The organism is Arthrobacter woluwensis (assembly GCF_030816155.1).
GTDB classification, from domain to species: Bacteria; Actinomycetota; Actinomycetes; order Actinomycetales; family Micrococcaceae; genus Arthrobacter_E; species Arthrobacter_E woluwensis_A.
Map to the genome: position 1 here is coordinate 2,645,402 of NZ_JAUSXR010000001.1, position 13,197 is coordinate 2,658,598.

The following is a 13,197-nucleotide window of genomic DNA, read 5'->3' on the forward strand; positions in this document are numbered from 1 at the left end:
GGCAGCTCGCGGTGTTAGCTTGGCCACAGAGGGGGCGCGACGCCGTCGTCGGCGCAGTGATCCGGTGCAGCGATCCGGCATAGGGAGCCGGCGCAGAAGTCAGCGGTGCAACTCAGCGGCCGAGGCGCTTCTCCAGCTTCTCGAACTTCACGTGATACTCGTCCTGCAGCACGATGTGGCCGTCCGCCTCGGCGTCCCGCAAGGCATCGACCATCTCGAGGGTCGGCTCGCTGAACCACTGCCCCACGGTGATGCCGTGGTCCGGGACATACACCCGGTGGACATGGTCGCCCTCGCGGATGTCGCCGGTCTTGATGACCCGCAGATAGCAGCCCACCCGGCCCTCCTGCGTGAAACGGCGGACCCAGGCCGCCTCCTCCACGCGGCGCTGGAAAGTGGCGCATGGGACGCGCGGCGAGGTCACTTCGAGTTCGACGTCGGTCCCGATCCTCCAGCGTTCCCCGATCACGGCCTGCGTGGTGGCGATGCCCGCGAGGCGCAGGTTCTCGCCGAAGTAACCGGCAGGGACGTCCCGGCCGAGCTCAGCGGCCCAGTGGTCCGCGTCCTCCTGGGAGTACGCGTAGACCGCCTGATCGAACCCGCCGTGGTTGGCGCGGTCCGCCTGGACGTCGCCGTGGAGGCCCAGCCGGTGGACCGTGACGGGACCCTCAACGGGTCGCTTGTCGATGGCGGTGACCCCCACCCGGCCCTCGGGGTCGGGACGGAGTTCGTGGACGCGGCACACGGCCAGCACGGTTCCGGGATGCATGCGACCAGCCTACTAAAGCCCACATCACCCGGGAACGGGCCGGTTCGACTCGCAGCCCACGGGAGTCCGGACTACCGTGAGGCCATGGACTCCGCCTACCGTTTCTCCACGCTGCTCGATGACATGGACCGCGAACAGGTGCACCGCTGGCTCAGCGAACAGGCCTACTGGGCGCAGGGACGGCCGCGGCCGAGGCAGGACGCCGCCATGGACTCCTCCCGGAACTACGGGGTGTTCGACCGGTCCACGGGCCGGCAGGTGGCCTACGCCCGGGTGGTCACCGATGGAGTGACCTTCGCGTGGCTCTGCGATGTCTTCGTGGATCCCGCGGTCCGCGGCCAGGGCGTCGGCAAGGACCTGATCGGCGGAGTGATCGCCGACCTCGAGCCGCTGGGCCTGCGGCGCGTGCTCCTGGCGACCGCCGATGCGCACGGGCTCTATGAGCAGTACGGCTTCGGGCCGCTGGGCGATCCCTCCCGCTTCATGGTGAAGCTCTGACCCGGCCTGCGCCCTACGGCTCGAAGCGGTAGCCCATCCCGGCTTCGGTGATGAGGTGCCGGGGCGTGGCCGGATCCTTCTCCAGCTTGCGGCGCAACTGGTTCAGGTAGACGCGGAGGTACTGCGTCTCCTTGGCATACGCCGGCCCCCACACCTGCAGGAGCAACTGCTGCTGGCTGACCAGCCGGCCCTGATTCCGCACCAGGATCTCGAGGATGCTCCATTCCGTGGGCGTCAGCCGCACCTCGGCCCCCTCCCGGGTGACCTTCCGCGCGGCCAGGTCCACCGTGAAATCCGCGCCTTGGACCTGCGGGATCTCCTGCACGACGGCGGAGCGCCGGGTCGCGGCCCTCAGCCTCGCCATGAGCTCTTCGATACCGAAGGGTTTGGTCACGTAGTCGTCGGCCCCGGCGTCGAGCGCGGCCACCTTGTCCTGCGACCCGTGCCGCGCCGACAGCACGATGACCGGCACCAGGCTCCACTGCCGGAGCCAGCGGATGAAATCCACGCCGTCCTCATCGGGCAGTCCCAGATCCAGGATGACCACCTCGGGCTGCTCGTCGGCGGCGAGCCGTCGGGCCACGGCGGCATTCGGCGCCAGCAGCGGCTGGTAGCCATGCGCCTTGAAGTTCAGCTGGAGCGCCCGGGCGATCCCGGACTCGTCCTCCACCACCAGGACCTTCGTCATGGCCGCCCCTCCGTCGACGGTGCGTTCATGGCTGCCGGACCCGGACCCATTTCGCCCGGGTCCGCCCTGCCCGGCCCCGCGGACAACGGCAGCGTCAGGACCATCGTCAGGCCTCCACCGGGAGTCTCCTCCGCGTGAAGCCGGCCGCCCATGGCCAGGGTGAAGCCACGGGCCACCGCGAGCCCCAGTCCGACGCCCCGGACCCCGCCCTGCGAGGAATCGTGGAGGCTCTGGAAGGGCCGGAACAGCTCCTCCTGGCGTTCCAGGTCCAGGCCCGGGCCATGGTCCGCCAGCCTCAGTTCCGCCGCGGGCCGCCCGCACAGCACCACGCCCTCCCGGGCCGTGAGCGTGATCCGGGACCCCCGCCCGTGCCGGACCGCGTTCTCCACGACGTTCGCCACCACCCGCTCCAGCATGCCGGGGTCCGCTTCCACGGGCGGCCGTCCGTCGACGTCCAGCGTCACCAGCCCGGCCGGGACACCCTGCAGCGCCGAACCCATCACCTGGATCCAGCGCACGGGCTGCAGCAGCGGCGCGGCCGATTCGCCCGTGAGCCGGGACATGTCCAGCAGGTTGGCCACGAGGGACGACAGCCGGTCCGTGTAATCCTCCACGGAGGCCAGGAGCTCCGCCCGTTCTTCCGCGCTGAATTCGATGCCCGGCTGCCGCAGCGTGGCCACATTGAGCTTGATGGCCGCGATGGGCGTCCGCAGATCGTGGGAGACGGCCTGGAGGATGGCCGTGCGCATCACGTTGCCCTCGCTGAGCTTCGCGTTCTCCTGCTGGCTCACCACGAGTTCCTGCCGCTCCCGCACGGCCACCACCAGGGCTACGAACGCCCCGAGCAGGTGCTGCTGCCGGGCGTCCAGTTCGGCTCCGCCCACCAGGAGCCGGTACTGGTCCCCGACGGCGACGGCGGCCTCCGCTGCCGCCGACCGCGCCGGCGCCTCGGGCGACGTGCTGGCGAGCAGGCGTTCCACCTGCGCGCCCTGCGGCCACGCGCCGTCGTCCTCCACGGAGAGCAGGGAGACCGGGCGGCCGTCCAGCGTTTCGCTCAGGCGGTGCAGGAACGACTCGAGGGAGTCGTCCGAGCCGAGGATGCGCAGGGCCAGGCCATTGAGGAGGGAGGCTTCGTCGCGGGCCTGCTCGGCCTGGATGGCGCGGCGGCCGGCCAGGCCGACCGCGAGCGCCATGGAGCACGCCACCACCAGGAAGATCACTACGGTGACGGCGGCCTTCGGATCGACCATGTGGAAGGACCCGATGGGCTGAGTGGAGAAGAGATTGAGCAGCAGGGTCGCGACCACTGAGGCCAGGACGGCCGGCCAGAGCCCGCCGAGCGCAGCCACCAGGACCGCCACCGCCAGGTGCAGGAGCATGACCACCGGGAAGTCACGGAACCCGGTGGCGGTGACCGCGGCCTCGAGGACCGCAGGGAGGACGATCGCCAGAACCAGGCCCAGCCCGGGCCGCTGCACCCCGAACAGTCTCCGGGCCCAGGTGCGGGTCAGCGCCCAGTTCTGCGTCTGCGTCATGGCACCAGTCTCGCAGGCCTGGCCGGGCCCCGCGGAACGCCCACGGAAGGTCCGCCCCCGGGCCTCCGGGGCAGGATGGGCAGTCCTCCCCATGTCATCCGCCTTCCTTTCCGGTCCCGTCTCAGTACACTGAGCGTGATCGGTCACACCGTGCCGGATGCGCCGCCGCCTGCCGGGCCGCGTCCGGCAAGGTCACGGAAGCACTCGCGGGGAGGACAGGCCCATGGCCCACAACGACACACCGTCCGGAGCGGAGCAGCCCCCACAGGGGGATCCCGCCGGCATGCCGCCAGCGGACAGTGGTGCGGGACGGCGCAAAGACGGCTCCTCCCCCACCCCTCCCTGGCAGCCGCCTCAGCCGCCGCTGCACGAGGATTTCGCGGCGGCCGGCGCTCCCGGACAGCCGCCCTACGGCGCCGGCATTCCGCCCCACGGCGGAGCGGCTCCGGAATCTTCCCCCGCCGGGTACGGCGGCAGCGCGGCGCCCGCCGTGGACCCGTTCGCCCTCGAAGCCGAGGCCACCGAACGCCGGAACACCAAGCGGAAGCGGCGGCGCACCGTCGTCATCACCCTCGGCGTGACCGCCCTGCTGGCCGGCACGATCACTGCCGTGGTCGCCAGCCAGAACGACGACGACGATTACGCCCAGGTCTGCACCGACGAATCCACGCAGCAGCGCGTGGAGGACTCGAAGTGCGAGGATTCCGGCGCCAGCAGCACGGCCGGACGCAGCCACACGCACTACGGCTGGTACTTCTTCCCCCGCGGCAGCAGCATCCCGGCGATCGGCTCCTCCGTGAAGAACTACTCGGGCGGCACGTCCACCCTGCCCAAGGGTTCTCACGCCGCGAAGGGCTTCTCCTCCAAGGGCGGCAGCTTCACCAAGAGCACCACGAGCCGCGGCGGCTTCGGAAAGAGCTCCGGCGGCCGAAGCACGGGAGGCTGAGCATGGAACGCAAACCCGCCACCCCGCGCCCGGACTGGCGCGAGAAGATCGAATCCGTGGGACTGGTGTTCTCCACGAGCACCAAGCCGGACGGCACCCAGGTGGAGTACTGGCACGAGAACGCCTACTACGAATTCCAGATGGACGAGGTGGAACGCCTGGAACTCGTGGCCGAGGAGATGCACCGCATGTGCCTGGAGGCCGCACGCTTCCTGGGCACCGGGGCCATGGGTGACCTGGGCATCGGGCCCGAGGCGCGTGAGCTCGCCGTCGCGTCCCTCGATGCCGGCGACCTGGACATCTACGGCCGCTTCGACTTCGCCTATGACGGCAAGGGCGGGGACGCCAAGCTGTTCGAATACAACGCGGACACCCCGACTGGTCTCATCGAGGCGTCTCTGGCCCAGTGGTACTGGCTGCAGGACGTCATGCCGGAGAAGGACCAGTGGAACGGGATCCACGAGGCGCTGATCGAGCAGTGGCGGCGCTACCAGGCCCGGACCGGCATGTCCCGTCTGCACTTGGCGCACGCGGAGGAAGAGGACTCCGGCGAGGACTGGATGACCACGGGCTACATGCGGGACGTGGCCGAACAGGCCGGCTGGGCGACCGTCGGCATCAACATGTCCGACATCGGCTGGAACCACGGGTACCAGCGGTTCGTCGACATGGACGACTTCCCCATCAGCACCATCTTCAAGCTGTACCCCTGGGAGCTCATGGCCAAAGAGCCCTTCGGCCAGTACCTCCTGCGGCGTGAGGTCAACCCGCAGTGGGTGGAGCCGGCCTGGAAGATGCTGCTCTCCAACAAGGCGCTGCTCGCCGCCCTCTGGCACCTCTACCCCGGGCACCCGAACCTCCTGCCCGCGTATCTGGATTCGCCCCGCGACCTGACCGCCTGGGTGGCCAAGCCCCTGCACGGCCGCGAAGGCGACAACATCCGCATCCACGCCCCGGGCATCGACCTGGAACAGCCCGGCGACTACGGCCGCGAGGGCTGGTGCTACCAGCAGTACCAGGAGCTCCCGGACTTCGACGGCAGTCATCCGGTGCTGGGCCTCTGGGTGGTGGGCGGCGAGTCCGTGGGCTGCGGCATCCGGGAGTCGGACGGCCCTGTCACGGACTTCTTCTGCCGTTTCGTCCCGAACATCATCGACGCCCCGGCGCCCACCGCCGCGGAGCTGGAAGCCGAAGCCGCTCAGGCGTTCACAGGAGGTGCGGCATGAGCCGTCAGGGCGTCACCGACGGCGGCCCCTCGGCCGCCGTCGCCGTCACGCCGAAGGGCCTCCGGGCCGGGATCCTGGACCTGGGCGATCTGACCATGCTGGGCATGGCCTCCACGGCCCCCGTCTTCGCGCTGTCCGTGACGCTGGGTCTGATCGTGTCCCGGGTGGGCGACTTCGCCCCCTTGGCGCTCCTGCTGGGCTTCGCCCCGGTGCTCCTGGTGGCTCTGGCCTTCCGGGAGCTCAACGCGCGCGAACCCGATTGCGGCACCTCCTTCACATGGGTCCGGCGCGCGTTCGGCCCGTACAGCGGCTGGGCCGCCGGTTTCGCCACGGCCGTGGCGAGCGTGGTGGTCCTGGTGAACCTGGGTCATGTGGCGGCGCAGTACCTGTGGGCTCTCATCTCCCGGGGTTCCTGGGAGGTCTCCCCCTGGCTGACCGTGCCGACGGCGCTGGTCATCATGGCCGCCATGTGCTGGGTCAACTCGCGCGGCATCCGCATGGGCGAGAACGTCCAGCGCACCCTGACCTATGTGCAGTACATCGCCCTGGGCGTCCTGGCGATCGCCCTCGTGGTGGGTGTGGTCCGCGACGGCGCGGCCGAGGTCTTCCACTGGGGCTGGTTCGACCTGGGCGCCGCCCTCCAGGACCCGTCCCGGCTCGGCCAGGGCGTGCTCCTGGCGATCTTCCTCTTCTGGGGCTGGGACACCTGCTTCTCCCTGAACGAGGAGAGTGACGACCCCTCCCGCACTCCCGGCCGCGGCGCGCTGCTCTCCACCGTGGCCCTGGTCCTGGTGTACCTGGCCCTCACCGTGCTGCTCATGATGTTCGCCTCCACGGACACCAACGGCATCGGCCTGGGCAACCCGGACAACTCGGGCGACGTCATGGGAGCGCTGCGCGAGACGGCGCTCGGCCCGTGGGGATGGGTGGTCCTCGTGTCCCTGCTGGGTTCGATCCTCTCCGGCGCCCAGGCGACGGTGCTCCCGGTGACGCGCAGCCTGCTGGCGATGGGCCGTCAGGGCGCGCTGCCCGCACGCCTCGGTTCCGTGGAGCCGGCCACACAGGCGCCTCGCACGGTCTCCTGGGTGGTCTTCGGCGCGGCCGGGGTCTACTACCTGGTGCTGACCTTCCTGGGCGCCAACGTCATGATCGACTCGGCCAACGCCGTGACGGTCTTCATCGCCTTCTACTACGCCGTCACCGCGTTCGCGTGCGTCTGGACCTTCCGGCACACGCTGCGGGACTCGGCCCGGAACCTCTGGCTGCGGGGCATCCTGCCGCTCCTGGGCGGGGTGCTGCTCACCGTCGCGTTCGTGTCCGGGATCATTCAGTGGGCGAAGCCGGAGTTCTCCCAGACCGCTGCCGGCGGCGTGGGCGGAACCCTGGTGGTCGTGCTGGTGCTGGCCGTCCTGGGGATCGGCCTGTTGCTCTGGGCGCGCTTCTCTTCGGCGACGCGCGCCTACTTCACGTCCCGGGCGTCCTGAACTCGAGCTCGAGGGTGAACGGCTCCCCCTCCAGATCCTGGAGGGAGAGCATCCGGACCGACGCCCGCACCCATCCCCCGCTTTCGGTGAGGGTGAACGGTCCGGGCCGGTGCCCGGGCGCCTCCAGCCCGAGGTGATGCACGGAGGCGAGGAGGGTCGTGGCGCCGTCCGGTGTCATGACGGTCTCCAGCGGCGTGGTGACCGTCGGGCACCGCGCCTCGCCGAAGGCGGTGGTCCCCTGCGCTTCCCCGACGACGGCGGCGCTCCCCTGTGTGAGAGGGCGCTGGGTGAGGGGGCGCTGCGTGAGGGGGCGCTGCGTGAGAGGCCACAGGGTGGCGTGGACCCCGGGAGTGACGGCCCAGCCACCCTCGCGGACGGACCATCCGTCGTACCGCCCGGCAGGACCCGCCGGAAGCTGAACCCGGTGCACGCGCAGCTGGTAGCCGCCGCGCGCCGTCGTGCCGGTGGCGACAGTGAGGGGCTGCTCCGCCTCGTCCTCGGTGACCGTCCAGACCGGCCGGTGGAAACTCGCGGCCGCCGCGTCTGGACCTGCGCCGGAGTCTGCGCTGGACCCGGTCTCCAGGCGATGGATCCGGGTGCGCCACGAGGCGCGGCCCGCAGCGTCGAGCACGGCCAGGTGATTGTCCACCGCCTCGGAGGGGACAGGATCAGTGCCGCTGCCGAGGCCCTGCCCCGGCAGGTGCAGGGGCCCCGTGTGGCTGGAATAGGCGAAACGACTGTAGAGGGCGTTGTCGCTGCCGGGGCCGTAGTGCTTGTCGCTGCCGTGGTTGGCCAGCTGGGCGATTCCGTCCGGTCCGCGGTGCAGCAGGAAGCCGGGCCCGGGGAGGAGGACCGGGTCCGGGCTCATCGGGTCCGTCTCGGCGGGAGTGTTCCAGAAGGGGCTGTCCTCCGGGAGCAGGAGCGCCAGGAACGCCTTCGAGGACCAGTACGGCGATCCGGGTCCGGAGTAGTTCTGGATCATGGGCTCGTACGGGCCCTGCCAGCCGAGGCAGGCGATTCCGTCCGGGAAGGCTTCCGGGGTGTCGAAGTACCGGAGGGTCTCCATGGCGAGGCTCCCGGCCCGGGCCAGTGATTCCGCGTCCCCGCTGGGGTCGCCTGGTTCCAGGAACAGCGCGCCCAAGGCAAACGGAGCGGCCGCGGCGAAGCGGTAGGTGAGCGAGCGACCGTGGTGGATCGGTTCCCCTCCTCCGCCGAAGAAGGCCGGGTACGTCCGGAGGAACTCGCTCAGGCGTTCCCGGTACCGCGGCAACCGGTCCGCTGCCCAGGGGTGAGCGCCGCCGACCGACCGGTCCGCGGCGAACCGGCACCAGAGCAGCGGGTAGAGGTGCAGGGCCCAGCCGCAGTAGTAGTCGAAGAAGTCGCCGGTGCCGCCGTTGTCCCCGTCGCGGTACCAGCCATCACCCACGGACCAGTCCTCGATCCGGTCCAGGGCCGCGGTGATGTGGTCCGGGTTGTGGTCCCGGCCGACGCCGGCCAGGAACTCCGCCACGTGGGCGTTGAACAGGACCCAGTTGTTGTCCCAGGGGTCGGCGGTCCCGGCGCCCTGCAGCCAGCACGCCACCGTGTCCTGTTCCTGCGGGTCCAGGCGGTCCCAGAGCCAGGGCCGGGTGAGCTGCAGCCCGATTGCCACGGACGCCGCCTCGACCAGGGCCTGGGTCCGACTGACGACGGGGTTCCAGGATTCGTCGGCGGCTGCTGTGCGCGCCGCGTCGGCACCCTCGCCCGCTACCCGCGCCGCGCCCGCCACCAGCCCAGGGAGGTACCAGTCCAGGTGTCCGTGGGGGTCGTCGCCGCCGGACCCCGCGACCCGCAACGCCGCCAGCAGGAACGTGCGGGCGAAGCCTTCGAGTTCGTCCGAGCGGACCCCGGAGAACGCCGGGCGTCCAGGAAGCCGCAGCAAGGCGTGTCCCGGCGAGAAATACGGACGCACCGCGAGGAGCTGCCGGTCCGCGAAGCCGAACCAGTACGCGCGGCGCTGCGCGGCGTCGTCGTTCACCTGTCCATTCACCCTCTCCGTGCGCCCGGGGGCACCGCGGCGGCGGCGCTGGGCGGTCAGACCCCGGACAGCTCTTGACCACGCTAGGGGCGGGCCTGTTCAGTTGGAAGGAACGCCGTTCATCTGAAAGAAACTGAACACCCGAGGGGGATCATGCACGCCGAGGAGCGGCACGCACTCATCCAGCAGGAGCTCACGCTCTCCGGCAAGCTGATGGCGACCGAGTTCGCGGAGAAGGTCGGTGTCTCCGGGATGACCCTGCGGCGTGACCTCGCGACGCTCGAACGCCGGGGCGTGCTGCGCCGCGTCCACGGTGGGGCGGTGCCCTCCGACGACGGCCTCCCTGGTGGCGCTTCCGCCTTCCGTCCGGCCGCGCCGAGTCAGTTGACGATCGGGCTGCTGGTCCCCACCTCGCAGTACTACTTCTCCCTCATCATCAAGGGCGCAGGCCGTGCCGCCCAGCAGGCCGGCGCCCGGCTGGTGCTCGGAGTCAGCGGCTACGACCCCGACGAGGAGCTGCGGCTGCTCAAACGTTTCCTCGCGTCGCCGATCGACGCCCTGCTGATCACCCCGCTCGGCGCGGACGACGGCCCGACCCCCACCCTGGAGGCCCTCTACGACGCCCGGATCCCGGTGGTCCTGGTGGAACGGCCGCTCGAGAACGTCCTCGACCCGGGCCCGTGGGACTCGGTGTTCACCGATCACGTGCGCGGCACCGAACGCCTCGTCCGGCGCTGGGTGCAGTCCAGCGGAGGACCGGTCGCGCTCGGGATCCTCGAGGACAGCCCCAACTCGCCGCCCATCGAAGAGGGTTACCGCCGCGCTCTGGAACTCACCGGCCACGCGCCGCATGTGGTGCGGATCCCGTCCTCGGCGCATGGACATGAGGCCCACCGCACTGCGCTCGCCCGCCTCGCCGAAAGCTGCCGGGCGGAGGGCATCCGAGGCGTGCTGGTCCACAACGACGGCTGCGCGCTCGCCCTCACGGAACTGTTCCTCGAGCAGGGCGTCCGGGTCCCGGAGGATGTGGAAGTGGTGGCCTACGACGACGAGATCGCCTCCCTGGGCCTGCTCCCCCTGAGCGCCGTGGCCCCGCCGAAGTTCGAGCTGGGTCACCGTGCCGCGAGCCTCTGCCTGCAGCGGGTCCGGGACGGGTTCTGCGCCCGCGAGCGCGTGGCCCTCTCGCCGCAGTTCGTGCCACGGCAGTCCACCCGGACGCAGCTTCCGGCCGGCCTGGCGCTGTAGGGGTGGACGGGTCCGTAAGGGCGGGTCCGTCCCGGACATCCCCCGGATGCGCAGGTCACCCGGCAGCACGCCCCATTGCCCGGATCGGCATCCTCGGGGAGGGTTGATCAGGACAGATGCAGTGCTCCGAGACGTGACAGGAGAAATTCGTGACTTCCCCACACCCGGTCTTCATCGAGGAGATCCCGGTCCCCGGATCGGGACCGTACGGGATCACCATCGGCCCTGATGGCGACGTCTGGTACACCCTCGAAGGGAGCGGCGGCATCGGACGGCTGAATGCTGAAGGCATCCCTCACACCTACGACCTTGACTCCGAGTGCGGTCCGACAGTGCTCACGAACGGACCCGATGGCGCCCTCTGGTTCACCGAATACCGGTCGCACCGGATCGGGAGGATCACCCCTGACGGCGAGCTCACCGAGTATCCCCTGGAGGCCTGCGGCCCTTACGGGCTCACCCTCGGGCCGGATGACGCACTCTGGTTCACCGAGACCGTGACCGACCGCATCGGGCGGCTGTCGGCGGAAGGCACCCTGACCGAATTCCCCCTGCCGTTCGCCGAGTGCTTCCCCTCAGCGATCACGACCGGTCCGGACGGCGCCCTGTGGTTCACCATGAACCGGGCCAATGCGATCGGGAGGATGACCACCGACGGCACGGTGGACCATTACACGGTGCCCACCGCCGACTCGGGCCCGGTCGGCATCACCGCGGGCCCGGACGGCGCCCTGTGGTTCACGGAGATCGCCGCGGGCACCATCGGCCGCATCACGACGGAGGGCCTGATCACGGAATACCCGCTTCCCGACCGGACCGCCCGCCCCCACGCCATCAGCGCGGGCGACGGCCATCTGTGGTTCACCGAATGGGGCGGCAACGGCGTCGGGATCATCACCACCGAAGGACGGATCAGCACCGCCGGGTTGAAGACGCCCGCGTCGGAGCCTCACGGACTCGCCGTCGACGCCGACGGTGACTGCTGGGTGGCCCTTGAGCGCGGCCTCCTGGCCCGGTTCTCCGTGGCGGCGGATACCGCGTCGGTAGGATCACCCTCATGACGGACTCGCCCCGCAGTGGAGAGCAGCCGGAAGTCGTGCGGCTGATCGCCTGGGGTGACGAACTGCGGGAGGTGCACCAGCGGCTCCGAAAAGCGTTGCACCTCGCCCGGACCTCCCTGGAATCCAGCCCGGACGATGCTCCCGTGGGCCGTGACATCCTGTTGTTCTGCCACGGATTCTGCGCCGCATTGACAGGTCACCACCAGGGTGAGGACCGCCGGCTGTTCCCTGCGATCGAGGAGGAGCATCCAGAGCTGTCCGGCGCGCTGCGCAAACTGGCCGAAGACCACGTCCTGATCTCCCAGCTGCTGGAAGACCTGGAAGCGGCCGTGCGCAGCGCCGATCCGCCGGAACGCCTGGTCTCCCGCCTCGACGGCATCGGCGCCATCATGGAATCTCATTTCCAGTACGAGGAGAGGCAGTTGCTGACGATCCTCGACTCCCTCGAGCTGGATGCGCGGCCTCACGAGGTTCTAGGTCCGCTGTGACCCAGGGGCCGCGCCCCGGTCCGGAGGTGCCCCCTGTCCTGACGGGAGGAAAGTCCGGCGGGAAGAAGGCACGGCGGAGAGGAGAATGCACCTCGCGTTCGCCTCTGTTCGCCTGGTTGTGCATCTGAACGTCGAAGCGTTCAGTAGAGAGCGATGAACACGTCCAGCAGCTCCCGCCCCGGCTCCTCCCCGTATCGCGTCGCCCTGGCCATGCCGGAGGCGATCGCCGGGCAGTTCTTCCCGGAAGATGTCCTGCGGAACCTCCCACCGGAACTCTCCCTGATCACGGAGACACCCCTGACCGAGTACGGCTCCCCCGAGGCACTCGAGGTCCTGGGTCAGGTCGATGCCCTCTTCACCTGCTGGGGCACCGCGTGGATCGACGCCGCCGTTCTGGACCGGGCCCCGCGGCTCCGTTCGATCCACCACGCGGCCGGCACGGTCAAGCCGCACCTCTCCCGGGACTGCTGGGAAGGCGGGATCCGGGTGACGTCCGCCGCGGACGAGAACGCCGTCCCCGTCGCGGAGTACACCGTGGCCATGATCCTGCTGGCCAACAAGAAGGTCTTCCGGCTCAGCGGGATGCTGCACCGCGAACGCGCGGAGCTGCATCCCCTCACGGTGTTCCCGGGCATCGGCAATCACCGTCGGAGGGTGGGGATCATCGGGGCATCCCGTATCGGACGGCACGTGCTGCGTCTCCTGAAGCCGTACTCACTGGAACTCCGCATCGCCGACCCCTACCTGAGCGCCACGGAGGCGGAGTCCCTGGGGGCGACACTGCTCCCACTGGACGAACTCGTCGCCACGAGCGACGTCGTCTCCCTCCACGCGCCGTCCCTGCCCAGCACGGCCGGGATGATCAGCCGGGAGCTGCTGGGAACCCTCAGGCCCGGGGCCACCTTCATCAACACCGCGCGGGGTGAGCTCGTGGATCAGGAGGCGCTGGTCGAGCGCCTGGCCCGCGGTGACATCGACGCAATTCTGGACGTCACCACCCCGTGGGTGCTCCCGGAGGACTCGCCGCTCTACACCCTGCCGAACGTCGTCCTCACACCGCACATCGCCGGCTCCCTGGGCACCGAGCTGGAACGGCTCGCGGAGAGCGCGATCGCGGAGGCCGCCCGCGCCGCCCGGGGCGAGTCCCTCCTCCATGAGGTGACGCTCGCCGAACTGGACCGCATGGCCTGACCCGCCGTCGTCGTCCGGCACCCTTGCCTTGTGTGCTCAGTTGTTGCGG

Annotated in this window: 12 protein-coding genes; 8 read left to right on the forward strand and 4 right to left on the reverse strand. The window is 70.3% G+C overall.

The features are described from left to right. Positions 1-112: 112 nt before the first annotated feature. Complete coding sequence (locus QFZ52_RS12095) at positions 113-769, reverse strand: MOSC domain-containing protein (protein WP_307497832.1); 657 nt, start codon at positions 767-769, stop codon at positions 113-115. A gap of 84 nt (positions 770-853) precedes the next feature. Between QFZ52_RS12095 and QFZ52_RS12100 the strand changes: the two genes are divergently transcribed. Continuing rightward, positions 854-1,267 (forward strand): GNAT family N-acetyltransferase, encoded by a 414-nt coding sequence (locus QFZ52_RS12100; protein ID WP_307497833.1) that lies wholly within the window; start codon positions 854-856, stop codon positions 1,265-1,267. Positions 1,268-1,280: 13 nt separating this feature from the next. Here the strand turns inward: QFZ52_RS12100 and QFZ52_RS12105 are convergent, their stop codons facing one another. Next, positions 1,281-1,955 (reverse strand): response regulator, encoded by a 675-nt coding sequence (locus QFZ52_RS12105; protein WP_278267132.1) that lies wholly within the window; start codon positions 1,953-1,955, stop codon positions 1,281-1,283. Continuing rightward, positions 1,952-3,490 carry a sensor histidine kinase gene (locus tag QFZ52_RS12110; protein ID WP_307497834.1) on the reverse strand — a complete coding sequence of 513 codons (1,539 nt, stop codon included), beginning with the start codon at positions 3,488-3,490 and terminating at the stop codon, positions 1,952-1,954. The genes QFZ52_RS12105 and QFZ52_RS12110 overlap by 4 nt, the downstream gene beginning before the upstream one ends. A gap of 223 nt (positions 3,491-3,713) precedes the next feature. Between QFZ52_RS12110 and QFZ52_RS12115 the strand changes: the two genes are divergently transcribed. Genes QFZ52_RS12115 through QFZ52_RS12125 form a run of 3 tightly spaced genes read left to right on the forward strand, consistent with a single transcriptional unit; the run spans position 3,714 to position 7,146 of the window. Continuing rightward, a complete protein-coding gene (locus tag QFZ52_RS12115; protein ID WP_307497835.1) occupies positions 3,714-4,436 on the forward strand; it encodes a Tat pathway signal protein in 723 nt (240 codons plus the stop codon). A 2-nt stretch (positions 4,437-4,438) separates the two neighbouring features. Beyond that, positions 4,439-5,662, forward strand: coding sequence for a glutathionylspermidine synthase family protein (locus tag QFZ52_RS12120; RefSeq protein ID WP_307497836.1), 1,224 nt, complete (start codon positions 4,439-4,441; stop codon positions 5,660-5,662). Continuing rightward, complete coding sequence (locus tag QFZ52_RS12125; RefSeq protein ID WP_307497837.1) at positions 5,659-7,146, forward strand: APC family permease; 1,488 nt, start codon at positions 5,659-5,661, stop codon at positions 7,144-7,146. Before QFZ52_RS12120 ends, QFZ52_RS12125 begins: the two co-directional genes overlap by 4 nt. Here QFZ52_RS12125 and QFZ52_RS12130 read toward each other — a convergent pair. Beyond that, the gene (locus tag QFZ52_RS12130) at positions 7,127-9,175 is read right to left on the reverse strand and encodes a DUF2264 domain-containing protein (RefSeq protein ID WP_307497839.1); all 2,049 of its coding nucleotides are present in this window, start codon (positions 9,173-9,175) and stop codon (positions 7,127-7,129) included. The two genes, QFZ52_RS12125 and QFZ52_RS12130, sit on opposite strands and share 20 nt — an antisense overlap. Before the next feature lie 141 nt (positions 9,176-9,316). Between QFZ52_RS12130 and QFZ52_RS12135 the strand changes: the two genes are divergently transcribed. The 4 genes from QFZ52_RS12135 to QFZ52_RS12150 all read left to right on the forward strand — a co-directional run bounded on the left by QFZ52_RS12135 (position 9,317) and on the right by QFZ52_RS12150 (position 13,148). Beyond that, complete coding sequence (locus QFZ52_RS12135) at positions 9,317-10,408, forward strand: substrate-binding domain-containing protein (RefSeq protein ID WP_307497840.1); 1,092 nt, start codon at positions 9,317-9,319, stop codon at positions 10,406-10,408. 149 nt (positions 10,409-10,557) lie between these two features. Next, entirely contained in the window at positions 10,558-11,469 is a 912-nt protein-coding gene (locus QFZ52_RS12140) for a Vgb family protein (protein ID WP_307497841.1), read from the forward strand. Then, a complete protein-coding gene (locus QFZ52_RS12145) occupies positions 11,466-11,957 on the forward strand; it encodes a hemerythrin domain-containing protein (protein ID WP_307497842.1) in 492 nt (163 codons plus the stop codon). Before QFZ52_RS12140 ends, QFZ52_RS12145 begins: the two co-directional genes overlap by 4 nt. 153 nt (positions 11,958-12,110) lie before the next feature. After that, positions 12,111-13,148 carry a hydroxyacid dehydrogenase gene (locus QFZ52_RS12150; RefSeq protein WP_307497843.1) on the forward strand — a complete coding sequence of 346 codons (1,038 nt, stop codon included), beginning with the start codon at positions 12,111-12,113 and terminating at the stop codon, positions 13,146-13,148. Positions 13,149-13,197: the final 49 nt, after the last annotated feature.

What these genes read in the sequence shown, in the direction of transcription:
- QFZ52_RS12095 (WP_307497832.1), bottom strand. Translation starts at nt 769, where the DNA reads ATGCATCCCGGAACCGTGCTGGCCGTGTGCCGCGTCCACGAACTCCGT.
- QFZ52_RS12100 (WP_307497833.1), top strand. Translation starts at nt 854, where the DNA reads ATGGACTCCGCCTACCGTTTCTCCACGCTGCTCGATGACATGGACCGC.
- QFZ52_RS12105 (WP_278267132.1), bottom strand. Translation starts at nt 1,955, where the DNA reads ATGACGAAGGTCCTGGTGGTGGAGGACGAGTCCGGGATCGCCCGGGCG.
- QFZ52_RS12110 (WP_307497834.1), bottom strand. Translation starts at nt 3,490, where the DNA reads ATGACGCAGACGCAGAACTGGGCGCTGACCCGCACCTGGGCCCGGAGA.
- QFZ52_RS12115 (WP_307497835.1), top strand. Translation starts at nt 3,714, where the DNA reads ATGGCCCACAACGACACACCGTCCGGAGCGGAGCAGCCCCCACAGGGG.
- QFZ52_RS12120 (WP_307497836.1), top strand. Translation starts at nt 4,439, where the DNA reads ATGGAACGCAAACCCGCCACCCCGCGCCCGGACTGGCGCGAGAAGATC.
- QFZ52_RS12125 (WP_307497837.1), top strand. Translation starts at nt 5,659, where the DNA reads ATGAGCCGTCAGGGCGTCACCGACGGCGGCCCCTCGGCCGCCGTCGCC.
- QFZ52_RS12135 (WP_307497840.1), top strand. Translation starts at nt 9,317, where the DNA reads ATGCACGCCGAGGAGCGGCACGCACTCATCCAGCAGGAGCTCACGCTC.
- QFZ52_RS12145 (WP_307497842.1), top strand. Translation starts at nt 11,466, where the DNA reads ATGACGGACTCGCCCCGCAGTGGAGAGCAGCCGGAAGTCGTGCGGCTG.
- QFZ52_RS12150 (WP_307497843.1), top strand. Translation starts at nt 12,111, where the DNA reads ATGAACACGTCCAGCAGCTCCCGCCCCGGCTCCTCCCCGTATCGCGTC.